The following is a 23,216-nucleotide window of genomic DNA, read 5'->3' as shown; positions in this document are numbered from 1 at the left end:
GGGCTTGCCCGCGATTGGCTCTTCAGGGCCTCAGCGGCAGGCTCGTGGTCGACTTGATCTCCGACAACGCGACGATCGAGTTAACTTCCTGAATACCTGGCACGTTCGATAGCTTTTCGAAGAAGAACCGCTCGTAAGCCTCGATATCCGAGGTGACGATACGCAGCAGGAAGTCCACCGCCCCCATCAGCACATAACATTCCAGCACTTCGGGAAAACCGCGGATCGCTTCGGTGAACTCGGCGAAGTTCGAACGGCCATGGGCGTTGAGCTTCACTTCAGCGAAGATCTGCGTGTTCAGCCCCACCTTCTTGCGGTCCAACAGCGTCACTTGGCCGCGAATCACGCCCTCCTCCCTCAGGCGCTGAATGCGCCGCCAGCAAGGTGACTGCGACAGGCCCACACGCTCGGCGATCTGCGCGCTGGACAGCGAGGCGTCGTCTTGCAGCAGTTCAAGAATGCGTCGGTCGTAAGCGTCCAATTCGCCAAGCATTAATAATTCTCCAATTTGCATTTTTACGAATTAAAAAATTCGCAGTGGCGCGATATTGGCGAATCATAGCGAAAAAATGCCCCGTCTGACGTGCAAGAATTTCTCCACTTTCGCGGAGACCCAGCATGAACGCACTCGAACGGCCCCTCACCTTGCCCCGCCTCGACGCCTGGGCCGCCAACACTGTCCACTGCACTGTGCACTACCGCCTGCAGGCCGACGCCGAACCGGACAGCCTGTGCCGCGTGCTCAACCTGTTCGCCCTGCAGTTCCTCACCCCGCACAGCGTCAACGTGAGCCAGTGCGACGATCTGCTGGACGTGGCGATCGGCGTCGGCGGCCTGAGCTGGCACCGGGCCGAAGTGATCGCGCAGAAACTGCGCAACCTGGTCTGCGTCAGCGAAGTGTGCCTGGCGAACCTGCCACAGCTTGCGGAGGTAGCCCGCCGTTGAAACCGGCAGGCAATGTCCGGAAACCCTTTGCATCCACGCCTTGCGTCCTGCACGACTAGCCTTGCCCAGGCCTCTGAAGCCCGGCAAGGACGCTTGCATGCTCGCCAACGACCACCTTGATCTCGACCTCAATCGCCTGCTGGATGCCTTGCTGGCGGAGCAGCGGATCGCCCCCGAAGCCGCGCTCGCGGCTCTCGAGCGCGCCAAGGCCCACCCTGGCGAACACCCCCTGGAGCTGATCGCCGCAATCGGCCACCCGCTGGGGCTGGATGCCCTGTGCCGCTGGCTGGCAGACCGGGTTGGCCAGCCATTTCTGGCAATCGACCCCTTGCAGGTCGACCTGGTGCGCGTGGCCGGGCTGATGTCCGCCGCCTTCGCCCAGCGCCATGGCATCCTCGCCGTGGCCGTGGATGAACACAGTGTCACGGTGGCCAGCGCCCAGCCTTATCAACACGAATGGGAGGCAGACCTGAGCCGCAGCCTGGGCAAGGCAGTGCGCCGGGTGCTGGCCAGCCCGCGACAGCTGCGCCAGCTGCGCCCGACCTTCCTGGGCCTGGCCCACTCCGTGCGCGGCGCGGGCCTTGGCCAGTTGCCCCGCCTCGGCGAGCTGGAGCAACTGCTCGAACTGGGTGCCAGGCAAACCCAGGCCAGCGCGGACGATGCCCATATCGTGCACATCGTCGACTGGATGCTGCAGTACGCCATCGAGCAGCGCGCCAGCGATATCCACCTGGAGCCCCGCCGTGAACAAGGCCATCTGCGCCTGCGCATCGATGGCCTGCTGCACGCGGTGTATGCCTTCCCGGCCAGCGTCACCCTGGCAATGGTCAGCCGGCTGAAGCACCTGGGCCGCATGAACGTCGCCGAGAAACGCCGACCACAGGACGGCCGCCTGAAAACCCGCCTGCCCAGCGGCGCCGAGGTGGAGCTGCGCCTGTCCACCCTGCCCACCCCGTTCGGCGAGAAGCTGGTGCTGCGCCTGTCCGACCCTCAGCAATTGCACGACAGCCTCGAAACCCTGGGCCTGGAGGGCGCGTTGCTGGAGCAGTGGCTGGCCTTGCTGCAACAACGCCAGGGCATCCTGCTGGTGACGGGGCCGACCGGCTCGGGCAAGACCAGCACCCTGTACGCCAGCCTCCGGCACCTGGCCAGCCCCCAGGTCAACCTGTGCAGCATCGAGGACCCGATCGAGCGCCTTGAACCGATGATCAACCAGTTGCAGGTCCAACCCAGCCTGGAGCTGGACTTCGCCAGCGGTGCTCGCGCCCTGCTGCGCCAGGATCCGGACATCATCATGATCGGCGAAATCCGCGACCGGGAAACCGCCCAGGTGGCCGTGCAGGCGGCCCTCACCGGGCATCTGGTGTTGTCGACCCTGCATACCCAGGACGCCTGCGGCGCGATCACCCGCCTGCTGGAGCTGGGTGTCGCCGACTACCTGATCAGGGCGACCCTGCTCGGGGTCATGGCCCAGCGCCTGGTGCGCACGCTATGTCGCGCTTGTCTGGGCCTGCCCCCGCAGGATCGCCAGGCCTGCCCGCAATGCCGGGGCACGGGCTTCCATGGGCGTACCGGGCTGTTCGAACTGCTCCAGGTCAGCACCGCGTTGCGCGCACGGATCACCCCCGCCAGCGACCTCGCAGCCCTGCGGCAACAGGCCGAGGTAGACGGGCTGCGTGACCTTCGACGGCACGGTGGTGAGCGGGTCGCCCAGGGCAGGACCTCTACCGAAGAGGTCCTGCGGGTCTGTGGATAACCAAGAAATCTCCTTTGTGGCCGGGAACTTGGGGCCATGGGCAACGATCAAATCGGCATCTCAACCGCCCTCATACACCGAGGTGATTCATCATGCGTCTCAAAACAGCCATCGCAGCCACCGTCCTGTTCTCGCTGCCCCTTGGCTCCGCCATGGCCGACACGTTCTGGCGCAATATCATCTCCTCCGGCGCGACCACCGCCTCGACCTACCTGACCTTCAAGGACCACAAACTGATCGTCGCCGCCCAGGACGACGCCGGCAGCTTCGTTGCCAGTGATGGCGCCATTCGCGGGCCGTTCCTGGAAGCAGCGATCCGCCAGGTGCGCGCGGACAACCCGGGCGTGCAGGCCAGTGACATGGAACTGGCCAACGCGATCCTGGCCAAGAACGCCGTGGCCGAGTAAGTCCATTCCTGCAGTGGAGGTGGATCGCTAGCTCAGCGATACGCCTCCACCGGCACGCACGCGCAGAACAGATTCCTGTCCCCATACACGTTGTCGACCCGGTTCACCGCCGGCCAGTACTTGTGCTGGCGGGCGTGAGCGCTGGGGGCGATGCCCTGCTCGAGGCTGTATGGCCGGCTCCACGGCGCCAGTACATCGGCCAGGGTATGCGGCGCGTGCTTGAGCGGGTTGTCCTCGGCCGGCCAGTTGCCTTCCTCGACTTCGGCAATCTCCGCCCTGATCGCCAGCATCGCTTCGACGAAGCGATCCAGCTCGGCCTTCGACTCGCTCTCGGTGGGCTCGACCATCAACGTGCCCGGTACCGGGAACGACATGGTCGGGGCATGGAAGCCATAGTCCATCAGGCGCTTGGCCACGTCCTCCTCGGTAATGCCGGTCAACGCCTTGAGCGGGCGCAGATCGAAGATGCATTCATGGGCCACGCGCTGGTTGCGCCCGCGGTACAACACCGGGAAGGCATCGCGCAGCTGGCTGGCCAGGTAGTTGGCGGACAGGATCGCTACCTCGCTGGCATCGGCCAGCTGCGGCCCCATCATGGCGATGTACATCCAGCTGATCGGCAGGATGCTGGCGCTGCCCCACGGCGCCGCGCTCACCGCGCTGTTGTTCGGGTCCAGCCCCGGCACCGGCACCACCGGGTGGCTGGCCACGAACGGTTTGAGATGTGCACGGATGCCGATGGGCCCCATGCCCGGGCCACCGCCGCCATGGGGGATGCAGAAGGTCTTGTGCAGGTTCATGTGCGAGACATCGGCACCGATGTCCGCCGGCCGCGTCAGCCCCACCTGGGCATTGAGGTTGGCGCCGTCCATGTAAACCTGCCCGCCAAGCTGGTGCACCACCTCGCAGATCTCGCGGATGCCCTCCTCGTACACCCCATGGGTGGACGGGTAGGTCACCATCAGGCACGACAGCCGCTCGCCGGCCTGGCGCGCCTTGGCCTTGAGATCATCGAGGTCGACGTTGCCGTCCTCGTCGCACTCGACGATCACCACTTCCATGCCGGCCATCTGCGCCGACGCCGGATTGGTGCCATGGGCCGAGGACGGGATCAGGCAGATCGTGCGCCCGGCTTGGTGGCGGCTCTGGTGATAACGAGTGATCGCCATCAGCCCGGCGTACTCGCCCTGGGCGCCCGAGTTGGGCTGCATGCAGATCGCATCGAAGCCGGTAATGGCACACAACCAGGCTTCGAGCTCATCGATCATCGCCTTGTATCCTTGCACCTGCGCCGCCGGGGCGAACGGATGCAGCTGGGCGAATTCAGGCCAGGTGATGGGGATCATCTCGCTGGTGGCATTGAGCTTCATGGTGCACGAGCCCAGCGGGATCATCGACTGGTTGAGTGCCAGGTCCTTGTTCTCCAACTGCTTGAGGTAGCGCAGCATCTCGGTCTCGCTGTGATGCAGGTTGAACACCGGGTGCTGCAGGACCGGTGTGCGCCGCACCAGAGCGCCGGGGATGCCTTCGGGCAGGGCCTGCTGGTCGAGGGCGGCAATGTCCAGGCCGTGGTCGACGCCAAGGAAGATATCGAACAGCTTCAGCACCGTGGCTTCGTCGCAGGTCTCGTCCAGGCTCAGCCCCAGGTGCCCGCGACCGAGAATGCGCAGGTTGACGCGGGCGTCCTCGGCGCTTTCGATGATCGCCGCCTGGGTGCCGCCGACGTCCAGCGTCAGGGTGTCGAAGAAATGCTGGTTGAGGCGCTTGATGCCTTTGGCTTCGAGGCCGGCGGCGAGGATGAACGTCAGCCGATGCACGCGCTGGGCGATGCGCTGCAAGCCCTCGGGGCCATGGTAGACGGCGTAGAAGCCGGCGATGTTGGCCAGCAGCACCTGGGCCGTGCAGATGTTGGAGTTGGCCTTCTCGCGACGAATGTGCTGCTCGCGGGTCTGCAGGGCCATGCGCAACGCGGTGTTGCCACGGGCATCACGTGATACGCCGATGATGCGCCCGGGCATGGCCCGCTTGTAGTCGTCGCGGCAGGCGAAATAGGCCGCGTGCGGCCCGCCATAGCCCATGGGCACGCCAAAGCGCTGGGTCGAGCCGAGCACCACGTCGGCCCCTAGTTCGCCTGGCGGCGTCAGCACCACCAGGCTGAGGATGTCGGCGGCGACGCAGGCCAGGGCCTGCTGGCCATGCAGCTGGTCGATCAGCGGGCGCAGGTCGCGCACCTCGCCGTGGGTGTCGGGGTATTGCAACAGCGCGCCGAACACTTGGTGCTTGCCCAGGTTATCCACCGAATCGACGATCAGCTCGAAGCCGAACCCCTCGGCGCGGGTCTTGAGTACCGACAGGGTTTGCGGGTGGCAGTGCTCGTCGGCGAAGAAGGCGTTGCTCTTGCTGCGCGCCACGCGCTTGGCCAGGGCCATCGCCTCGGCGGCAGCGGTAGCCTCGTCTAGCAGCGAGGCATTGGCCAGGGGCAGGCCGGCAAGGTCGATGACCATTTGCTGGAAGTTCAGCAGCGCCTCCAGCCGGCCTTGGGCGATTTCTGGTTGGTAAGGCGTGTAGGCGGTGTACCAGCCAGGGTTCTCCAGCACGTTGCGCAGGATGACCGTGGGGGTGATGGTGGCGTGGTAGCCCATGCCGATCAGGCTGGTCCACAGCTGGTTCTGCGCAGCGTAGCCCGCGAGTTTGGCCAGTGCGGCCTGCTCATCGAGGGCCGGCGGCAGGTCGAGTGGGCGATTGAAGCGGATGCCCGGTGGCACCGTCTGCTCGATCAGTTCACTGCGGCTGGCGACGCCGAGGGCGTCGAGCATGGCCTGCTGCTCCTGGGCATCGGGCCCCAGGTGGCGACGCAGGAAAGGGTTGGGCTCTTGCAGTTGGCTCAGCGATGGTGACTGGGACATGGCGACGATCTCTTCCTGGACCAGCTCTCATGGAGACTTACAAGTCTAGGAAGGATTGCCGAATATGCGGGGATTATTGCGTTTGCCGTGCAGCCCTTATCGCGGGACAAGCCCGCTCCCACAAGGAACACACTATGGGAACGGGTATGCCCCGCGATGAGGGCGGCCCTGTTACTCGCCGATCAGCGCTGCATAGCCTGCTGCATCCAGCAGCTTGTCCAGCTCGGACTTGTCGCTCGGCTTCAGCTTGAAGATCCACGATTCGTAAGGCTCTTCGTTGAGCAGCTCAGGGCTGTCAGCCAGCTCTTCGTTGACCGCGATGACTTCACCACCCACCGGCGCATAGATATCCGAGGCGGCCTTGACCGACTCGACCACGCCAGCGGCGTCGCCTGCGGCGAACACCTTGCCGACTTCGGCCAGCTCGACGAACACCACGTCGCCCAGTGCTTGCTGGGCGTGGTCACTGATACCCACGGTCACCGTGCCATCGGCTTCCAGGCGAGCCCACTCGTGGCTTTCGGCAAAACGCAGGTCGGCGGGGATTTGGCTCATTGTCTTGTATTCCTCGTAATGGGTCAGCGGACGGCCCGCCGTTAATGTTCAGATCAGGATCTTGCCATGGCGCACGAAGGTCGGCTTTACCACTCGCACCGGGTACCACTTGCCGCGGATTTCCACCTCGGCCCGGTCACCGGTGGCCATGGGCACGCGGGCCAGGGCAATGGATTTGCTCAGCGTAGGCGAGAAACTACCACTGGTGATCTCCCCTTCGCCAATCCCGGATACACGGACCACCTGATGCGCGCGCAATACGCCACGCTCCTCGAGCACCAGGCCAACCAGTTTTTCCTTCACGCCCTGCTCGATTTCCGCGAGCAGACCCGCACGGCCGATGAACTCGCGGCCCACCGGCTCCCAGGCGACGCTCCAGCCCAGGTTGGAGGTCAGCGGGGTATGGGCTTCATCGATATCCTGGCCATACAGGTTCATGCCGGCTTCCAGGCGTAGCGTATCGCGGGCGCCCAGGCCGCTCGGGGCGATACCGGCGCCGACCAGGTCGTTGTAGAACGCCGGGGCCTGTTCGCCCGGAAGAATGATTTCCAGCCCGTCTTCCCCGGTATAGCCGGTGCGGGCGATGAACCAGTCACCGTCGGCAAGGCCTTCGAAGGGGCGCAGCTCGCGGATCAGCGCGGCCCGCGAGGCGCTGAGCAGGGCAGCGACCTTTTCTCGGGCATGCGGCCCCTGAATGGCGAGAATGGCCAGTTCAGGCCGTGCCTTGAAATTCACCTTGAAGCCTTCGCTGCGGGTCTGCAGCCAGGCCAGCACCTTGTCGCGGGTGGCGGCATTGGCCACCAGGCGATAACCGTCTTCGGTGCGGTAGGCAATGAGATCGTCAATGACCCCACCCTCGGCATTGAGCAGCGGGCTGTAGAGGGCCTTGCCGGGGCTTTCCAGGCGCGTCACGTCGTTGGCCAGCAGGTGTTGCAGCCAGGGCGTGGCGGCGCAGCCATCGATATCGATGACCGTCATGTGGGAAACATCGAACACCCCGCAGTCACTGCGCACCTGGTGGTGCTCCTCGACTTGCGAGCCGTAGTGCAGGGGCATGTCCCATCCGCCGAAATCGACCGTCTTGGCGCCGAGCGCCAGGTGCAGGTCATACAGAGGCGTACGCTGTCCCATGGGTTTCTCCTTCCGGGCGTGGCGAGGCGGCGGCGGTCGGCGATGTTCAATCATCACCTGTTCTTGTAGGACCCGTCGCTGCGAATGCCGCGCATTGTAGCCGCAAGGGAGCTGCGTGACACCCTCAGCGCGGATGCCCCGGACGATGGGCCGAGCGCCGGATCAGGCCGATCACCGGCAGCAGGCCGACCAGTACCAGGGTCAACGCTGGCAGCGAAGCACGCGCCCATTCGCCTTCGCTGGTCATCTCGAACACGCGCACGGCCAGGGTGTCCCAGCCGAACGGGCGCATCAGCAAAGTCGCCGGCATCTCCTTGAGTACATCGACGAACACCAGCAGGGCGGCACTGAGGGCGCCGGGCACCAGCAACGGCAGATACACCTTGAAAAACAATCCTGGGCCAGCGACCCCGAGGCTGCGCGCCGCTTCCGGAAGCGATGGGCGGATCCGCTCCAGGCTGCTCTCCAGCGGTCCATAGGCCACGGCGATGAACCGAACCAGATAGGCGAGCAACAATGCCGACAAGCTTCCCAGCAACAACGGCTTGCCCGCTCCGCCCAACCACTGGGACAGCGGCACTACCAGCTGGTTGTCCAGGTAGCTGAACGCCAGCATGATCGACACGGCCAGCACCGAGCCGGGCAACGCATAGCCCAGGTTGGCCAGCCCGACCCCGGCGCGGATACCGGCAGTCGGGGCCTGCCGCCTGGCGAACGCCAGAAGCATGGCCACGCTGACCGTGATCAGCGCCGCCATGCCCCCCAGGTACAGGGTGTGCATGACCAGGCCGACATAGCGCTCGTCGAGGTCGTGCCGCCCGCGCTGCCAGAACCACGCCAGCAACTGCAGCATCGGGATGACGAAGGCACAGGCGAACACCAGCAGGCACCAGCCACTGGCAGCCAACGCCTTGATACCCCGCAAGTGATAAAGCGCCTGCGCCCTCGGGCGTTCGTTGCCACTGCGGCTGGCGCCTCGGGCACGGCGCTCGCCATACAGCACCAGCATCACCGCCAGCAGCAACAGGCTGGCCAGTTGCGCCGCGCTGGAGAGGCTGAAGAAGCCGTACCAGGTCTTGTAGATGGCTGTGGTAAAGGTGTCGAAATTGAATACCGCCACCGCGCCGAAATCGGCCAGGGTCTCCATCAGTGCCAGGGCGATGCCGGCGCCGATGGCCGGCCGCGCCATCGGCAAGGCCACCCGCCAGAACGCCTGCAGCGGTGACAGCCCCAACACCCGCGCCGCCTCCATCAAGCCCTTGCCCTGGGCCAGGAAGGCCGTGCGCGCCAGCAGGTAGACGTAGGGGTAGAACACCAGCACCAATACCGTGATCACACCACCGGTGGAGCGCACCCTGGGCAGGCGCATGGGCCCGAACACCTCGCGCAGCGCCGTCTGCACGGGGCCGGCAAAATCGAGCAGGCCGACGAAGACGAACGCCAGCACATAGGCCGGGATGGCGAACGGCAGCATCAGCGCCCAATCCAGCCAACGCCGGCCGGGGAATTCGCAGAGGCTGGTGAGCCACGCCAGGCTCACCCCCAGCACGGTCACGCCGATACCCACGCCCAGCACCAGGGTCAGGGTATTGCCCAGCAGGCGGCTCATCTGGGTGTCGAGCAGGTGCGACCAGATCTGGGTGTCGACCGACTGCCATGACAACAGCAAGACGCTGAGCGGCAGCAAGACCAGGGCGGCGACCAGGAAGACCGGCAGGTACCAGCGGCGTTGGGGAGAATGGGGCAAATCGAAAATCTCGATGGCTGAGCGATAGCATCGCGGGGCAAGCCCGCTCCCACGTCCGCATGGTTCGTGGGAGCGGGCTTGCCCCGCGATCGGTTCTCAAGGATAAGGCGGTGTACTCAGTTCCAGCCAGCCCGATCCATCAAGCGAATGGCTTCGGCCTGGCGCTTGCCAGCGACTTCCACCGGAATGCTGTCGGCCTTGAAGCTACCCCAGGCCGCCACTTCCGCCGATGGCTTCACCTTCGGGTTGGCCGGGAACTCCTGGTTGATGTCGGCAAACAGCTTCTGCGCCTCTTCGCCGGTCATCCACTCCACCAGTTTCTTTGCCGCTTCCGGATGCGGCGCATGCTTGGTCAGGCCGATGCCCGACAGGTTGACGTGCACACCGCGGTCACCCTGGTTGGGCCAGAACAGCTTCACCGGCAGATCGGGCTTTTCCTTGTGCAGGCGCCCGTAGTAATAGGTGTTGACGATGCCCACGTCGCACTGGCCGGCAGCAATGGCCTGAAGCACTGCGGTGTCGTCGGAGAACACGTCGGTGGACAGGTTGTTGACCCAGCCCTTGATCAGTTTCTCGGTCTCGGCCTCGCCGTGGTTCTCGATCAGGGTGGCGGTCAGCGACTGGTTGTAGACCTTCTTCGCCGTGCGCAGGCACAGGCGGCCTTCCCAGTGCTTGTCGGCCAGGGCCTCGTAGGTGGTCAGCTCGGCGGGTTTGACCCGGTCGGTGGAGTAGGCGATGGTCCGTGCGCGCAGGCTCAGGCCAGTCCAGTCGTGGGACGAGGCGCGGTACTGCGGCGGAATGTTCTGGTCGATGGTGGCCGACTTGATCGGTTGCAGGATGCCCATCTGCTCGGCTTGCCAGAGGTTGCCGGCATCGACGGTGAGCAGCAGGTCGGCCACGCCATTCTCGCCCTCGGCCTTGATGCGCTGCATCAAGGGGGCTTCCTTATCGGTGATGAACTTGATCTTGACGCCGGTCTTGGCGGTGTAGGCGTCGAACACCGGCTTGATCAGCTCGTCGATGCGCGAGGAGTACACCACCACTTCTTCCGCCGCCTGGGCGGTGCCGCCGAACAGAGTGAGGGCCAGTGCGGCCAGTAGGGGCTTGCGGGGCAACATTGGGGGTACTCCTCGCTGGGTTGAGAGGTGCAAATGGTAGTGAATCCCATTTTCCCGCTCATCTGCTTAGCCGTTACCGAATGTTGCAAGGGGCTGCTGCGCAGCCCAATCGCCGGCAAGCCGGCTCCCACAGTGACAATGCAGGCCTTTGTGGGAGCCGGCTTGCCGGCGATTGGGCCGCAAGGCGGCCCCAGCGACCCTCAGGCCTTGGCCAACTCCGGCAGGTCTCCGGACAACCCCAATGCCTGACGCACGAACAGCGCCTTGGCCTCCGGCATCTGCTCCACCAGCTTCAACCCACTGTTGCGCAACCAGCGCAGCGGCAACGGGTTGGCCTGGAACAGCCGCTCGAAACCCTCCATCGCCGCCATCAGCGCCAGGTTGTGCGGCATGCGCCGCCGTTCGAAGCGGCTCAGCACCTTCACATCGGCCAGGCGCTCGCCGCGCTCGCTGGCACGTACCAGCTCTTCGGCCAGCACGGCGGCATCGAGGAAGCCCAGGTTGACCCCCTGCCCCGCCAGCGGATGGATGGTGTGGGCGGCATCGCCGATCAGCGCCAGCCCTTCATCGACATAACGCTTGGCATGGCGCTGGCGCAGCGGCACGCAGACCCGCGGATCAGCCTCGAGCACGTCACCCAGACGGCCTTCGAAGGCACGCTCAAGCGCCTTGCGGAACGCCGCGTCGTCCAGCGCCATGGCCTGCTCGGCCTGCTCCGGCGTGGTCGACCAGACGATCGAGCACCAGTCCTGGCGGCCATCACGCGACAGCGGCAGGAACGCCAGCGGGCCTTCGTCGGTGAAACGTTGCCAGGCCGTGGCGCGGTGCACCTCACTGCAACGCACGCTGGTGACGATGGCGTGATGCAGGTAATCCCATTCGCGGGTCTGGCAACCGGCCAGGCGACGTACGGCCGAATTGGCGCCGTCAGCGGCGACCACCAGCGGCGCGCGCAGCTTGCGACCATCGGCCAAGGTCACCAACCATTCGTCGCCGGAGCGGCGCAACTGCTCCAGGCGGGCATTGGCCAGCAGCCCGACATCGCTGTCGTGCAGGCGCTCCAGCAGGCCGTCCTGGACCACACGGTTCTCGACGATATGCCCCAGCACCTCGGCATGCACGCTGGCCGCGGAAAAATGAATCTCGCCGGTGCCGCTGCCATCCCACACGTGCATGTCCGAGTACGGCGAGACACGGCGCCGGGCGATGCCCTCCCAGGCCCCCAGGCGCTCAAGAATGCGCTGGCTGGCCGCCGACAGGGCACTGACCCTTGGTTCGAAAGGCGCCTCGCCGTCAAACGGCTTGACCGACAACGGCCCACCGTCGAGCAGGAGCACCTCCAGGCCACTGTGGCGCAAGGCCAGGGCCAGGGCGCTGCCGACCATGCCGGCACCGACAATCAACAGATCTGCGCGCATTTCCATGCCTTACGCCTGCCTCGCTTGCGGCTTGAGCCGCACGTATAAAGTTTTGTCGACCCGCGCCACCAGCTCGCCGGCGCCATCGCGGATCTCCACCTGCAACCGCGGCAGGTACTTCTTGCCGCTGGCGGTCTGCTGGCGGATCTCGTCCAGCAGCGCGTCGTCGATGTGGAATTCGGCATACACCGGGCCCTTGCCCGGCGAGATGAAATCGATGGAGGCAGCCTTGTCCCAGACGATGTACTCGCGCCCCAGCTGCTCGATCAGCAGCAGCATGTAGAACGGGTCGACCATCGCGTACAGGCTGCCACCGAACTGGGTGCCGACGTAGTTGCGATTCCACCGCGTCAGCTTCATGCGTACCTTGACGCTGCGCATGTCCGGGCTGATTTCCTGGATGTGGATGCCGGCGCCCAGGTAGGGCGGGTAGAAGTTCAGCAACCAGCGCAGCATCCGCGCTCGCCGTGCGAGCCGGCGCGCAGCGCTCATGGGCGGCCCCGCGGGTCGGGGCGAGTGCCGAGGCCCATGGCCTGGCGGGCGAACCAGCTTTTCGCCGGCGGCAGCAGGTCCAGCCCGAGCAGGCCGATGTTGCGCCCGGCCGCCAGCAGCGGCTGGCTGCTGCCGAACACACGGGTGACCTGGTCGGAGAAGCCGATGGTCAGGGCCTGGTCGAGGCGCTGGCGCTGGTGATAGGCCTGCAGCGTGGGCAGATCGCCCGGCAGCGCCGGGCCGGCCAGCAAGGCGTCCGCCAGCGACTGCACATCGCGCAGCGACAGGTTGAAGCCTTGGCCTGCGATCGGGTGCAGGCTGTGGGCGGCATTGCCCAGCACCACCAGGTGCGGGCGCACCTGCTCCTCGGCCTCGACCAGCGACAGCGGATAGAGATGACGGGCACCGACCTGGCGCAGGGCGCCGAGGCGATAGCCGAAGGCCTCCTGCAGTTCGCGCAGGAAGCTGCGCTCGTCGAGCTCGGCCAGGCGTTTGGCATCCATGCCCTGGCGGGTCCAGACCAGCGCGCAGCGGTTGTCCGCCAGCGGCAGCAGGGCCATCGGCCCTTGCTCGGTGAAGCGCTCGAACGCCTGCCCGGCATGGGCCTCGCCTGGGGTGATGTTGGCGATCAGCGCGCTCTGGTCATACGGCGTGTGGCGCACATGGATGCCCAACTGCTCGCGCAGGCCCGAACGGCCACCATCGGCCAGCACCGCCAGGTCGCATTCCAGCACGGTGTCGTCGTCCAGCTGCAACCGATAGCCTCCGGCGATGGCCTGCATCGCCTGCACTTGCGCCGGGCAGCGCCAGCTGACCACCTCGTTGTCGATGGCCTGCCACAGGCACTGGCCGAGCCAGGCGTTCTCCACCACGTAGCCGAGTGCCGGCACGCCTTCCTCCAGCGCATCCAGGCGCGTGGCGCCGAAGCGGCCACGGTCGGATACCTGGATCTGCCGGATCGGCTCGGCGCGGCGGCTGATGGCCTGCCACAACCCCAGCCGCTCGTAGATCTGCCGGGTGCCGTAGGACAGTGCCGAGGAACGCGCGTCGTAGCTGGGCTGAAAGCTGTCGCCCGGGGCGAACGGCTCGATCAGCAGGATCGTCCAGCCCCGCGCCTTGGCCGCGGCCTGCAGCGTCAGGGCCAGGCTGGCGCCGACCAGGCCGCCACCGATGATCGCCAGGTTGACCCGGTTCATGCGGCGTCCTTGCGGGCTTCGTGCATCAGTGCCTCGATCTCGGCGACCGTGCGCGGCACGCCTGAAGTGAGGATTTCACAGCCTTGTCTGGTTACCACCACGTCGTCCTCGATCCTTACGCCGATGCCGCGCCATTTCTTCGCCACGGCCTGGTTGTCGGCCGCGATATAGATGCCCGGTTCGACGGTCAACGCCATGCCCGGCTCGAGCACGCGCCACTGGCCACCGACCTTGTATTCGCCCACGTCGTGCACGTCCATGCCCAGCCAGTGTCCGGCGCGGTGCATGTAGAAGGCTCGGTAGGCCTCGCTGTCGATCAGCGCCTGCACCTCGCCCTTGAGCAGGCCCAGCGCCACCAGCCCTTCGGTGATCACCCGCACGGTCGCCTCGTGGGCATGGTTCCAGTGCTTGCCCGGGGCGATCTCGGCGAACGCCGCGGCCTGGGCCGCGAGCACCAGCTCGTAGATGGCCTTCTGCTCGGGCGAGAAGCGCCCGCTGACCGGGAAGGTGCGGGTGATGTCGCTGGCGTAGCAGTCGATCTCGCAACCGGCATCGATCAAAACCAGGTCACCGTCCTTGAGCGGTGCGTCGTTCTGCTGATAGTGCAGGATGCAGCCATTGCGCCCGGCGGCGACGATCGAGCCGTAGGCCGGCATCTTCGCCCCGCCCTTGCGGAACTCGTAGTCCAGCTCGGCTTCCAGGCTGTACTCGTGCAGCCCGGCGCGGCAGGCCTGCATGGCGCGCACATGGGCACGGGCGGAGATCGCCGCGGCCTCGCGCATGACCTTCACTTCCGCCGCCGATTTATACAGGCGCATGTCGTGCAGCAGATGATCCAGGGCAACGAACTCGTTCGGCGGCTGGGCGCCCAGGCGGGCCTTGGAGCGGATCACATTGATCCACTCCATCAGCCGGCGGTCGAATTCGGGGTTGCCGCCCATGTTGCTGTAGACCCGCTCGCGGCCCTCGATCAGGCCCGGCAGGATCTCGTCGATATCGCTGATGGGGAAGGCATCGTCGGCGCCGAAATCACGCACCGCGCCTTCCTGGCCGGCCCGCAGGCCATCCCACTGCTCGCGCTCGGGATTGCGCTCGCGGCAGAACAGCACGTACTCGCCATGCTCGCGGCCCGGGATCAGCGCGATCACCGCCTCGGGCTCGGGGAAGCCGCTCAGGTACTGGAAATCGCTGTCCTGACGATAGACATGCTCGACGTCGCGGTTGCGGATGGCGACCGCGGCGGCGGGCAGGATGGCGATGCTGTTGGGGACCATCTGCGCCATCAGCGCCTTGCGCCGACGGGCGTACTCCGCCTTGGGTATGTGGCTCATGGGCAAACGACCCCGATCAGATCAGTGCAGCGATGGCTTTGGCGCGGGCGCTTCGGGCTTGGCCAGCTCGGTGTACAGCAGCAGCGGGGCGACGCGCAGGTACTCCATGACTTCCATGTAGTCGCTTTCGCCGTCCTCGGATTCTTCCAGCGCTTCCTGGACCTGCGAGATGGCCACCAGGTCCTGGAGCACTTCCTTGGCATCGGTGGACAAGTCCTTGCCACCGGCGTTCAGGCCGAAACCGGTGATGAAGCCCTGGCACCACTGGCCCAGCGCGGTGGCGCGGTCGCTGAGTGCGGCATCATCGGAAGGCAGCAGCAGGACGATGGCGACGTCGTCGCCGGTCAGCTCGGCCTTGACCATCTCTTGCAGGCCGACCAGGGCGTTGCGGACAGTGTCACCGGGCTCGGTCTCGAGCAGCTGGGCAGCGTCGGCCAGCCAGGCATCGGCATCGAAGCCGGCGCCGGCGCAGCTGCGGCCGATCAGCAGGCCGTGCAGCTCGGCGGGGGTGACTGGGTGGCCATTGCTCGAAAGCAACATGGCGAAGGCGATGTAGGGCGATTGGGTATTGGGCATGGGCAGCTAGGCGCCAGACGGCGCAATGACTAGAATGGAGACCTTGTATCCTAGCACCGGCAGGCGCGCCAAGACCATCGGCACTGGCCGTCGCGCCCTTGGGGCAGGCATGATCGCCAGGCGAGTCAAGGAATCGAGTGCAATCCATGCAAGAGAACGACCTGCAAGCGCTGATGAGCCGATTCGAGTTGCTGATCGAACGGGTCGAGCAACTAAAGCGGCAAAACGCACTCTTAGTAGCTCAGGAACGATCCTGGCGCGAGGAGCGCGCCCACCTGATCGAAAAGAACGAGATCGCCAAACGCAAGATCGAATCGATGATCCTGCGCCTCAAGGCCCTGGAGCAAGACTCATGAGTTCAAGCAATAGCGTCACCGTCCAGATCCTCGACAAGGAATACTCGATCATCTGCCCGCCCGAGGAGCGCAACAACCTGGTCGGCGCCGCCCGCTACCTGGATGGCAAGATGCGCGAGATCCGCAGCAGCGGCAAGGTGATCGGCGCCGACCGTATCGCCGTGATGGCCGCGCTGAACATCACCCACGAGCTGCTGCACCGCCAGGAACGCCCCGAAGTGGCCAGCGGCGGCACCACCCGCGAACAGGTGCGTGACCTGCTGGAACGGGTCGACCAAGCCCTCTCCGACGATCCGGTTAGCAAAAACGACTGAGATTGGTATACTGGCGCCACTCCCTGGGGGATGCGCCAGTCGGTTATGTCCCTGAGCCGATACGCACAACCACGGGGGTTGCACGCTGGGGCAGGTGTGCATGTCCGCCCGACGGAAAGCCTTAACGCCCCCTGCAATCTCCACCTTGAACTTTCGGGTTCAAGGGCTACACCGATAGCGGTCTTGTCGGGGAGCCTGCTTTCAGAACTGCCCGCCTTCCACGGCGGGCTTTTCGTTTCTTCAGGGATCGCCCGTGCCATGACCGACACCGCGCCGCTTACCCGCCCCCAGCTTCGCCGCCTCCTGCGCAATGCCCGCCGCGCCCTCACACCCGCCCAGCAACGCCAGGCCGCCGAAGGCCTCTATCGCCAGTTGGCGCAGCATCCACTGTTCCGCCGCGCCCGGCATATCGCCCTGTACCTGCCCAATGACGGCGAGATCGACCCGCGCCTGCTGCTGCGCGAGGCGCACAGGCGCGGCAAGCACGTGTACCTGCCCGTGTTGCACGCCTGGCCCGCCACACGCATGGTGTTCCAGCGTTTCGAGCCAGGGGAAAGGCTGCGGCCCAACCGCTTCGGCATCGCCGAACCTGTAGTCGAGCGCAAACGCCAAAGGCCGATCTGGGCGCTGGACCTGATCCTGCTGCCGCTGGTCGGTTTCGATGAGATGGGGGGACGCCTGGGCATGGGCGGGGGCTTCTATGACCGCAGCCTGGCCTATCAGGGCCGGCGCAAGGCCTGGAAAAAACCATTGCTGCTGGGGCTGGCGCATGAATGCCAGAAGGTGGAGCAGCTCAACCAGGCAAGCTGGGATGTACCGTTGCAAGGCACGGTGTCAGACCGTGGTTGGTACCTGGCGGCGAAGTGAACCCGCGATCAGCGGTGCTGTTGCTGCGCCGGATCGACGGGCGCCTGCTGATAGGCGGCATCGAGCTTGCGCTCCCACAAACCTTGCGCGTAACCGGTGGTGACCACGCCCAGGCCGAAGATGAAGGCCAGGATCCAGAGCAGGTCCGGTTTACGTTGTTTCATTGATTGCCCCCCAAGAACAACTGTCCAGGCTCGGCGGCTTTCTTGATGGCTGCCGGAGCGTATAGCTTAAAATCGGCGCATTTTCCGACAACATGAGTCGCTAGGCAAACGTTGACGCCAACCGACTGTCGGTTTCATGCAACGAGTTATTTCAAACTCTTTCAGGAGCAGCATCCATGGCCTACTGGCTGATGAAATCCGAGCCCGACGAGCTCTCCATCGAAGCCTTGGCACGCCTGGGCAGTGCCCGTTGGGACGGGGTACGCAACTACCAGGCGCGCAATTTCCTGCGGGCCATGAGCGTAGGCGACGAGTTCTTCTTCTACCACTCCAGCTGCCCGCAACCAGGGATCGCCGGCATTGCCCGGATCAGCGCCGCGGCCTACCCGGACCCGACCGCCCTCGACCCGCAAAGCCACTACCACGATGCCAAGGCCAGCGCCGAGAAGAACCCGTGGAGCGCGGTGGATGTCGAGCATGTGCAGACCTTCCGCCAGGTACTCGGCCTGGGCTTGCTCAAGCAGCAGGCGGCACTGGAGGAACTGCCACTGGTGCAAAAGGGCAGCCGCCTGTCGGTGATGCCGGTGACCGCAGAACAATGGGCGGCGATCCTCGCGCTGAGCTGATTGTGCGTCTATTGTCAGGGGTTTGACCAATATCAACGCGCCAGGACGCGCGTCGCGCCAGGATAAGGCGTGCAAGCCGCAGGATGCAGACCGATGAATCGAAAAGCCCCCAGAATCTTCGCCTCCGCCTTGGTGTTGCTGCTATTGGCGGCCGGCGGGCTGGGTTACTGGAAGTCCCTTCACGACCGCCTGCCCGAAGGCCTGAGCATGGGTAACGGGCGCCTCGAATCCACCGAAGTGCAGATCGCCAGCAAGGTCCCCGGGCGCCTGGCCGAGGTGCTGGTCGATGAAGGCGACAAGGTCACCCGCGGCCAACTGCTCGCACGCATCGACACCCGCACCATGGAGGCCCAGCGCAGCCAGGCCGAGGCCGAAGTGCTGCGCGCCCGCGAGAACTACGCCGCCGCCCAGGCCAGCGTGCAACTGCGCCAGAGCGAACTGCTGCTGGCCAGCCAGGAGCTCAAGCGGGTGCGCGAAATCTACCAGCGCAAGTTCGCCAGCCAGCAACTGCTCGACCAGCAGCAGGCTCGCTACGACACCGCCACCTCTGCCGTGGTCGCCGCCCGCGCCCAGCTGGCGGCGATCAAGGCGGCCATTGGCGCCGCCGAGGCCCAGGTCGCCCAGCTCACCAGCGAAATCGACGACAGCAGCCTGCGTGCCCCCATCGACGGCATCATCCAGCTGCGCCTGGCCGAGCCTGGCGAGGTGCTCGGTGCCGGTGGCCGGGTGCTGATGCTGATCGACCCCAGCGACCAGTACATGAATCTCTACCTGCCCGCCGCCACCACCGGCCGGCTGACCGTGGGCGACCAGGCGCGGATCGTGCTCGACGCCCTGCCCGAGCAGGCCCTGCCGGCGAAGATCGCCTTTGTCGCGGCCAAGGCGCAGTTCACCCCGAAACAGGTCGAGACCCGTGACGAACGGCAAAAGCTGGTGTTCCGGGTCAAGCTGCGCCTGACCGAGCCGAGCGCCGTGCCCCAGGCCAAGCCGGGTATGCCCGGCGCCGGGTACGTGCGCACCGCCGACGTGGGCTGGCCGGCCAACCTGCAATGAACGCGGCGACAGCGCTGCAGGCCGACGGCGTCAGCCACCGCTATGGCGATCTGCAGGCCCTGCACCCCCTCGCGTTTAACCTGCCGGCCGGCACCCGCTGCGGCCTGATCGGCCCGGACGGCGCCGGCAAGTCGACCCTGCTCGGGCTGATTGCCGGGGTCAAGCGCCTGCAACAGGGTGAGTTGCAGGTGCTCGGCGGCTCGATCCGCCAACGCCGCCACCGCACCGCGCTGTACCCCAAGGTCGCGTTCATGCCCCAGGGCCTGGGCAACAACCTGTACCCGGAGCTGTCCATCCGCGAGAACATCCGCTTCTTTGCCACCCTGTTCGGCCTAGGTCGGGCCGAGTGCGAGCAACGCATGGCCAGCCTGCTGCGCGCCACCGACCTCGAACGTTTCGCCGAGCGGCCGGCCGGCAAGCTGTCGGGCGGCATGAAGCAGAAGCTGGGGTTGTGCTGCGCGCTGATCCACGAGCCTGACCTGCTGATCCTCGACGAGCCGACCACCGGCGTCGACCCGCTGTCACGGCGGCGCTTCTGGGAACTGGTCGAGCAGGTGCGCGCCCAGCGCCCGCAACTGACCCTGCTGGTGGCCACCGCCTACATGGAGGAGGCCGAGCAGTTCGAGCACTGCCTGATGCTTGATGCCGGTCGCCTGCTGGCTGCCGGCCTGAGCCGTGAGCTGGCTGCTGCCACGCCCAGTGGCAAGCTCGACGATGCCTTCACCCACTTCCAGGGGGCCGGCCGCGAGCAACCCGAGCCGCTGCGGATTCCGCCACGCCAGGTCGATGATGGGCCGATCGCCATCGAAGCCCACGACCTGACCTTGCGCTTCGGCGACTTCACTGCGGTGAACAAGGTCAGCTTCGCCATCGGCCGCGGCGAGATTTTCGGCTTCCTCGGTTCCAACGGCTGCGGCAAGACCACCACCATGAAGGTGCTCACCGGGCTGATGCCGGCCAGCGAAGGCAGCGCCAGCCTGCTTGGCCGCCCGGTGGATGCCGGCGACCTGGCCACGCGCAAGCGGGTTGGCTTCATGTCCCAGAGTTATTCCCTGTACGGCGAGCTGAGCGCCCGGCAGAACCTCGAGCTGCATGCTCGCCTGTTCGACCTGGCCAAGGCCGACAGCGCGCCGCGCATCGCCGAACTCATCGAGCGCTTCGACCTTGGCGCCATCGCCGACCAGCCTTCCGGCGCCCTGCCCCTGGGCCTGCGCCAACGCCTGTCGCTGGCCGTGGCGGTGCTGCACCGCCCGGAAGTGCTGATCCTCGATGAACCAACCTCGGGCGTCGATCCGGCGGCCCGCGACGATTTCTGGCGCCTGCTGGTGGAGTTGTCCCGCGAGCAGGGCGTGACCATCTTCCTGTCCACCCACTTCATGAACGAAGCCCTGCGCTGCGACCGTATCTCGCTGATGCACGCCGGCCGGGTGCTGGCCTGCGACACACCGCAGGCCCTGCAAATCCAGTTCGGCGGCGACACCCTGGAAGACGCTTTTGTGCGTTGCCTCGAACAGGCCCAGGACGCGCCCACCCAGACCCAAGCCGACGCCACGCTGGAACAGGCCGCTGCCCCAGCGCCCGCCCTGCGCCAGGCCTTCAGTCTGCGCCGCCTGCTGGCCGTAGCCAGCCGCGAAGGCAAAGAGCTGCTGCGCGACAAGGTGCGCCTGGCCTTCGCCCTGGCAGGGGCATTGTTCATGATGGTGATCTTCGGCTATGGCATCTCGCTGGATGTGGAAAACCTCGCCTTCGCCGTCTATGACCAGGACCAGAGCCCGCAGAGCCGCGCCTACCTGGAGGCCTTCCGTGGCTCGCGCTATTTCGCCGAGCGGCCGCCGATCCGCGATGCCCGCCAGCTGCACCAGCGCTTGCAGCGCTCGGAGATCAAGCTGGCCCTGGAGATCCCGCCGGGCTTTGGCCGCGACCTGCACGCCGGGCGCCAGCCGGTGGTTGCGGCCTGGCTTGACGGTGGCATGCCGTTTCGCGCCGAGACCAGCCGCAACTATGTCGAGGCCGTGCACCAGGCCAACCTTGAACAGCTCGCGGCACTCGGCCCGAACCCTGTATTGCGCCAGCAGCCGGTGCGCCTGGAAACGCGCTTTCGCTACAACCAGGACGTGGTCAGCGTGAACGCCATCGGCCCCGGCGTCATGGCGCTGATCCTGGCCTTCATCCCGGCCATGCTTACCGCACTGGGCATCGTGCGGGAAAAGGAATTGGGCTCGATCACCAACTTCTACGCAACACCCCTGACCCGCCTGGAGTTCCTGCTCGGCAAGCAGGCGCCGTACCTCGCGGTGAGCCTGGTCAACCTGGCGCTGCTGGTGGCGATGAACCGCTGGCTATTCGGCGTGCCGCTCAAGGGCAGCCCGCTGGCCCTGGCCTGCGGCGGCCTGGCCTACCTGCTGGCGACCACCAGCCTGGGCCTGCTGATCTCGGCGTTCACCCGCACGCAGATCGCGGCGATCCTCGGCACCCTGATCATCACCAGCCTGCCGACCATCCAGTTCTCGGGGCTGATCGTGCCGCGCTCGTCGCTGGAGGGCGCGGCGGCGCTGATGGGCCAGTTGTTCCCGGCCGGCTACTTCCTCGACATCGCCGTCGGCACCTTCACCAAGGCCCTGGGCCTGCGCGAGCTGTGGCCGCAGTGCCTGGCGCTGCTGGGCTTCTTTGCCGCCTTCACCGGGCTGAGCCTGATCATGCTGAAAAAGCAGGAGGCCTGAAATGAGCCGGCTCTCCCACACCTTGCGCCTGGGCCTGAAGGAGCTAACCAGCCTGCGCCATGACAGCGTGCTGCTGCTGTTCCTGCTGTACGCGTTCAGCGTGGCGATCTACATGCCTGCCGCAGGTTCGGTAATAGGCGTGCACAACGCCAGTGTCGCAGTGGTCGACGAAGACCACGGCGCCATCTCGCGCAAGCTTGCCGAGTCGCTGCAACCGCCCGAATTCCAGCCCGCCGTGGCACTGCCGGCGGATCGCCTGGACCAGGCGATGGACAGCGGCCAGTACACCTTCGTGATCAACGTGCCGGTGAACTTCCAGGCCGACCTGCTGGCCGGGCGTTCGCCGGAGCTGCAGGTCAACGTCGATGCCACGGCCATGAGCCAGGCCTTCATGGGCGCGGGCTACATCGGGCGGATCTTCGAACGCGAGCTGCTCGAATACGCAGGCCGCAGCACCAGCAGCCCGGCACTGCTCAATCCGAAGGCGCTGTTCAACCCCAACCTCGAAGGCGGCTGGTTCCTGGCGGTGATCCAGATCGTCAACAACATCACCATCCTGGCCATCATCCTCACCGGCACCGCGTTGCTGCGCGAACGCGAGCACGGCACCCTCGACCACCTGCTGGTGCTGCCGCTGACGGCACTGGAAATCATGCTGGCGAAGATCGCCAGCAACGCCCTGGTGGTGGTGGCCTGTACCTGGATATCGCTGGAAGTGGTGGTCAAGGGCGCCCTGGGCGTGCCGCTGGCGGGCTCGATGGGGCTGTTCCTGGGGGTGACTGCGCTGTACCTGTTCGCCAGCACGGCACTGGGCATCTTCCTCGCCACCCTGGCGCGCTCGACACCGCAGTTCGGCCTGCTGGCGATCCCGGTGATCATCCCGATGCTGCTGCTGTCGGGGGGCAGCACGCCGCTGGACAGCATGCCGCAGTGGCTGCAGTGGGTCATGCAGGGCTCGCCCTCGACCCACTTCGTCAGCCTCGGCGCGGCGATCCTGTTCCGCGACGCTGGGCTGAGCGTGGTGTGGCCGGACATCGCGGCGCTGGCCGCGATCGGCCTGGTGTTCTTCGGCGTGGCCCTGGCGCGCTTTCGCCGCAGCCTCGCCGCCTGATCACTGCACGATCAGGTTGTTGAACAGCAGGTCCTCGACAATCGGCTTGCCCTCTTCGGACTCCATCACCTGCTGCACCTGTTTCAGGGCTTCCTGGCGCAGCTTTTCCTTGGCCTCGACGTTGCTCATGTTGTCCACGCCCTGCTGGGTGAACAGCGCCACCAACTGGTTGCGGATCAGCGGTTCGTGGTGCTTGACCGCCGTGGCGGCGGCATCCCCGGTCACACGCAGGGCGACGTCGGCCTTGTACACGCGCAGCTTGGGGCCGCCGTCGAGGGCGTAGTTGCCAACGAAGGGCGGGCTGAGGCTGATATAGGCGACCTTGGGCTCGCCTTCCTTTTCCTCGGCCATGGCCGCCGCCGGCAGCATCAGGGCCAGCACCATCAAGATCCACGCTTTCACGAATTCGCTCCTCAATACAGTTGCC

Annotated in this window: 23 protein-coding genes and 1 other RNA gene; 11 read left to right on the top strand and 13 right to left on the bottom strand. The window is 66.0% G+C overall.

What is annotated here, in order from left to right; translation table 11 throughout:
* Positions 1–22: 22 nt before the first annotated feature.
* Complete coding sequence (locus tag CCOS191_RS01105) at positions 23–493, bottom strand: Lrp/AsnC family transcriptional regulator (protein ID WP_023631494.1); 471 nt, start codon at positions 491–493, stop codon at positions 23–25.
* A gap of 125 nt (positions 494–618) precedes the next feature.
* On the opposite strand from CCOS191_RS01105, the gene CCOS191_RS01100 reads away from it, so the two are divergent.
* From CCOS191_RS01100 to CCOS191_RS01090, 3 genes are all read left to right on the top strand, one after another.
* Positions 619–945, top strand: a complete 327-nt coding sequence (locus CCOS191_RS01100) for a hypothetical protein (RefSeq protein ID WP_046853736.1) — start codon at positions 619–621, stop codon at positions 943–945.
* A gap of 97 nt (positions 946–1,042) precedes the next feature.
* Positions 1,043–2,701 carry a GspE/PulE family protein gene (locus CCOS191_RS01095; RefSeq protein WP_046853735.1) on the top strand — a complete coding sequence of 553 codons (1,659 nt, stop codon included), beginning with the start codon at positions 1,043–1,045 and terminating at the stop codon, positions 2,699–2,701.
* 92 nt (positions 2,702–2,793) lie between these two features.
* On the top strand, positions 2,794–3,108 hold the full coding sequence (locus CCOS191_RS01090) for a DUF2388 domain-containing protein (protein ID WP_046853734.1): 315 nt from the start codon (positions 2,794–2,796) through the stop codon (positions 3,106–3,108).
* Positions 3,109–3,140: 32 nt separating this feature from the next.
* Here the strand turns inward: CCOS191_RS01090 and gcvP are convergent, their stop codons facing one another.
* The 10 genes from gcvP to CCOS191_RS01040 all read right to left on the bottom strand — a co-directional run bounded on the left by gcvP (position 3,141) and on the right by CCOS191_RS01040 (position 15,578).
* Positions 3,141–6,014, bottom strand: coding sequence for an aminomethyl-transferring glycine dehydrogenase (gene gcvP, locus CCOS191_RS01085; RefSeq protein WP_046853733.1), 2,874 nt, complete (start codon positions 6,012–6,014; stop codon positions 3,141–3,143).
* 171 nt (positions 6,015–6,185) lie between these two features.
* Positions 6,186–6,569, bottom strand: a complete 384-nt coding sequence (gcvH, locus tag CCOS191_RS01080; RefSeq protein ID WP_046853732.1) for a glycine cleavage system protein GcvH — start codon at positions 6,567–6,569, stop codon at positions 6,186–6,188.
* 48 nt (positions 6,570–6,617) lie between these two features.
* Positions 6,618–7,700, bottom strand: a complete 1,083-nt coding sequence (gene gcvT, locus CCOS191_RS01075) for a glycine cleavage system aminomethyltransferase GcvT (protein WP_046853731.1) — start codon at positions 7,698–7,700, stop codon at positions 6,618–6,620.
* A gap of 124 nt (positions 7,701–7,824) precedes the next feature.
* On the bottom strand, positions 7,825–9,447 hold the full coding sequence (locus CCOS191_RS01070) for an ABC transporter permease (protein ID WP_046853730.1): 1,623 nt from the start codon (positions 9,445–9,447) through the stop codon (positions 7,825–7,827).
* A 116-nt stretch (positions 9,448–9,563) separates the two neighbouring features.
* A complete protein-coding gene (locus tag CCOS191_RS01065) occupies positions 9,564–10,565 on the bottom strand; it encodes an extracellular solute-binding protein (RefSeq protein ID WP_046853729.1) in 1,002 nt (333 codons plus the stop codon).
* Between the two features lie 200 nt (positions 10,566–10,765).
* Entirely contained in the window at positions 10,766–11,983 is a 1,218-nt protein-coding gene (locus CCOS191_RS01060) for a 2-octaprenyl-3-methyl-6-methoxy-1,4-benzoquinol hydroxylase (RefSeq protein ID WP_172670912.1), read from the bottom strand.
* Positions 11,984–11,992: 9 nt separating this feature from the next.
* Positions 11,993–12,475, bottom strand: a complete 483-nt coding sequence (locus tag CCOS191_RS01055) for a DUF4442 domain-containing protein (RefSeq protein WP_046853727.1) — start codon at positions 12,473–12,475, stop codon at positions 11,993–11,995.
* Positions 12,472–13,671, bottom strand: a complete 1,200-nt coding sequence (ubiH, locus tag CCOS191_RS01050; RefSeq protein ID WP_046853726.1) for a 2-octaprenyl-6-methoxyphenyl hydroxylase — start codon at positions 13,669–13,671, stop codon at positions 12,472–12,474. Before ubiH ends, CCOS191_RS01055 begins: the two co-directional genes overlap by 4 nt.
* Positions 13,668–15,002, bottom strand: coding sequence for a Xaa-Pro aminopeptidase (pepP, locus tag CCOS191_RS01045; protein ID WP_046853725.1), 1,335 nt, complete (start codon positions 15,000–15,002; stop codon positions 13,668–13,670). The genes ubiH and pepP overlap by 4 nt, the downstream gene beginning before the upstream one ends.
* 21 nt (positions 15,003–15,023) lie before the next feature.
* Complete coding sequence (locus CCOS191_RS01040; RefSeq protein WP_038707024.1) at positions 15,024–15,578, bottom strand: YecA/YgfB family protein; 555 nt, start codon at positions 15,576–15,578, stop codon at positions 15,024–15,026.
* A gap of 146 nt (positions 15,579–15,724) precedes the next feature.
* Here CCOS191_RS01040 and CCOS191_RS01035 point away from each other — a divergent pair, with 146 nt between their 5' ends.
* From CCOS191_RS01035 to CCOS191_RS01025, 4 genes are all read left to right on the top strand, one after another.
* Positions 15,725–15,934 (top strand): TIGR02449 family protein, encoded by a 210-nt coding sequence (locus CCOS191_RS01035; protein ID WP_023631616.1) that lies wholly within the window; start codon positions 15,725–15,727, stop codon positions 15,932–15,934.
* Positions 15,931–16,248: a cell division protein ZapA gene (locus CCOS191_RS01030; RefSeq protein ID WP_046853724.1), complete on the top strand. Its 318-nt coding sequence runs from the start codon at positions 15,931–15,933 to the stop codon at positions 16,246–16,248. Before CCOS191_RS01035 ends, CCOS191_RS01030 begins: the two co-directional genes overlap by 4 nt.
* A 17-nt stretch (positions 16,249–16,265) precedes the next feature.
* A non-coding RNA gene (ssrS, locus tag CCOS191_RS26925) (6S RNA) lies at positions 16,266–16,445 on the top strand.
* Positions 16,446–16,506: 61 nt separating this feature from the next.
* A complete protein-coding gene (locus CCOS191_RS01025; RefSeq protein WP_046853723.1) occupies positions 16,507–17,115 on the top strand; it encodes a 5-formyltetrahydrofolate cyclo-ligase in 609 nt (202 codons plus the stop codon).
* 8 nt (positions 17,116–17,123) lie between these two features.
* Here the strand turns inward: CCOS191_RS01025 and CCOS191_RS28095 are convergent, their stop codons facing one another.
* Positions 17,124–17,279, bottom strand: a complete 156-nt coding sequence (locus CCOS191_RS28095; protein WP_011536298.1) for a hypothetical protein — start codon at positions 17,277–17,279, stop codon at positions 17,124–17,126.
* 176 nt (positions 17,280–17,455) lie between these two features.
* Between CCOS191_RS28095 and CCOS191_RS01020 the strand changes: the two genes are divergently transcribed.
* From CCOS191_RS01020 to CCOS191_RS01005, 4 genes are all read left to right on the top strand, one after another.
* Positions 17,456–17,905, top strand: coding sequence for an EVE domain-containing protein (locus tag CCOS191_RS01020; RefSeq protein WP_046853722.1), 450 nt, complete (start codon positions 17,456–17,458; stop codon positions 17,903–17,905).
* Positions 17,906–17,998: 93 nt separating this feature from the next.
* Entirely contained in the window at positions 17,999–18,958 is a 960-nt protein-coding gene (locus CCOS191_RS01015) for an HlyD family secretion protein (RefSeq protein ID WP_046853721.1), read from the top strand.
* Entirely contained in the window at positions 18,955–21,678 is a 2,724-nt protein-coding gene (gene rbbA, locus CCOS191_RS01010; RefSeq protein ID WP_046853720.1) for a ribosome-associated ATPase/putative transporter RbbA, read from the top strand. Before CCOS191_RS01015 ends, rbbA begins: the two co-directional genes overlap by 4 nt.
* A 1-nt stretch (position 21,679) precedes the next feature.
* A complete protein-coding gene (locus CCOS191_RS01005; protein ID WP_046853719.1) occupies positions 21,680–22,789 on the top strand; it encodes an ABC transporter permease in 1,110 nt (369 codons plus the stop codon).
* Here the strand turns inward: CCOS191_RS01005 and CCOS191_RS01000 are convergent, their stop codons facing one another.
* Complete coding sequence (locus CCOS191_RS01000; RefSeq protein ID WP_046853718.1) at positions 22,790–23,191, bottom strand: flagellar basal body-associated protein FliL; 402 nt, start codon at positions 23,189–23,191, stop codon at positions 22,790–22,792.
* Positions 23,192–23,216: the final 25 nt, after the last annotated feature.

This window comes from Pseudomonas sp. CCOS 191 (assembly GCF_001007005.1).
Lineage (GTDB): Bacteria > Pseudomonadota > Gammaproteobacteria > Pseudomonadales > Pseudomonadaceae > Aquipseudomonas > Aquipseudomonas soli.
This window is presented reverse-complemented; position numbering and strand designations above follow the sequence as displayed.

Bases quoted from the DNA above. Each gene is read 5' to 3' on its own strand.
- CCOS191_RS01065 (WP_046853729.1), bottom strand. From the start codon at position 10,565: ATGTTGCCCCGCAAGCCCCTACTGGCCGCACTGGCCCTCACTCTGTTC.
- CCOS191_RS01100 (WP_046853736.1), top strand. From the start codon at position 619: ATGAACGCACTCGAACGGCCCCTCACCTTGCCCCGCCTCGACGCCTGG.
- gcvP (WP_046853733.1), bottom strand. From the start codon at position 6,014: ATGTCCCAGTCACCATCGCTGAGCCAACTGCAAGAGCCCAACCCTTTC.
- CCOS191_RS28095 (WP_011536298.1), bottom strand. From the start codon at position 17,279: ATGAAACAACGTAAACCGGACCTGCTCTGGATCCTGGCCTTCATCTTC.
- CCOS191_RS01015 (WP_046853721.1), top strand. From the start codon at position 17,999: ATGAATCGAAAAGCCCCCAGAATCTTCGCCTCCGCCTTGGTGTTGCTG.
- rbbA (WP_046853720.1), top strand. From the start codon at position 18,955: ATGAACGCGGCGACAGCGCTGCAGGCCGACGGCGTCAGCCACCGCTAT.
- pepP (WP_046853725.1), bottom strand. From the start codon at position 15,002: ATGAGCCACATACCCAAGGCGGAGTACGCCCGTCGGCGCAAGGCGCTG.
- gcvT (WP_046853731.1), bottom strand. From the start codon at position 7,700: ATGGGACAGCGTACGCCTCTGTATGACCTGCACCTGGCGCTCGGCGCC.
- CCOS191_RS01095 (WP_046853735.1), top strand. From the start codon at position 1,043: ATGCTCGCCAACGACCACCTTGATCTCGACCTCAATCGCCTGCTGGAT.
- ubiH (WP_046853726.1), bottom strand. From the start codon at position 13,671: ATGAACCGGGTCAACCTGGCGATCATCGGTGGCGGCCTGGTCGGCGCC.
- CCOS191_RS01005 (WP_046853719.1), top strand. From the start codon at position 21,680: ATGAGCCGGCTCTCCCACACCTTGCGCCTGGGCCTGAAGGAGCTAACC.
- CCOS191_RS01090 (WP_046853734.1), top strand. From the start codon at position 2,794: ATGCGTCTCAAAACAGCCATCGCAGCCACCGTCCTGTTCTCGCTGCCC.
- CCOS191_RS01055 (WP_046853727.1), bottom strand. From the start codon at position 12,475: ATGAGCGCTGCGCGCCGGCTCGCACGGCGAGCGCGGATGCTGCGCTGG.
- gcvH (WP_046853732.1), bottom strand. From the start codon at position 6,569: ATGAGCCAAATCCCCGCCGACCTGCGTTTTGCCGAAAGCCACGAGTGG.
- CCOS191_RS01105 (WP_023631494.1), bottom strand. From the start codon at position 493: ATGCTTGGCGAATTGGACGCTTACGACCGACGCATTCTTGAACTGCTG.
- CCOS191_RS01025 (WP_046853723.1), top strand. From the start codon at position 16,507: ATGACCGACACCGCGCCGCTTACCCGCCCCCAGCTTCGCCGCCTCCTG.
- CCOS191_RS01060 (WP_172670912.1), bottom strand. From the start codon at position 11,983: ATGCGCGCAGATCTGTTGATTGTCGGTGCCGGCATGGTCGGCAGCGCC.
- CCOS191_RS01035 (WP_023631616.1), top strand. From the start codon at position 15,725: ATGCAAGAGAACGACCTGCAAGCGCTGATGAGCCGATTCGAGTTGCTG.
- CCOS191_RS01040 (WP_038707024.1), bottom strand. From the start codon at position 15,578: ATGCCCAATACCCAATCGCCCTACATCGCCTTCGCCATGTTGCTTTCG.
- CCOS191_RS01020 (WP_046853722.1), top strand. From the start codon at position 17,456: ATGGCCTACTGGCTGATGAAATCCGAGCCCGACGAGCTCTCCATCGAA.
- CCOS191_RS01030 (WP_046853724.1), top strand. From the start codon at position 15,931: ATGAGTTCAAGCAATAGCGTCACCGTCCAGATCCTCGACAAGGAATAC.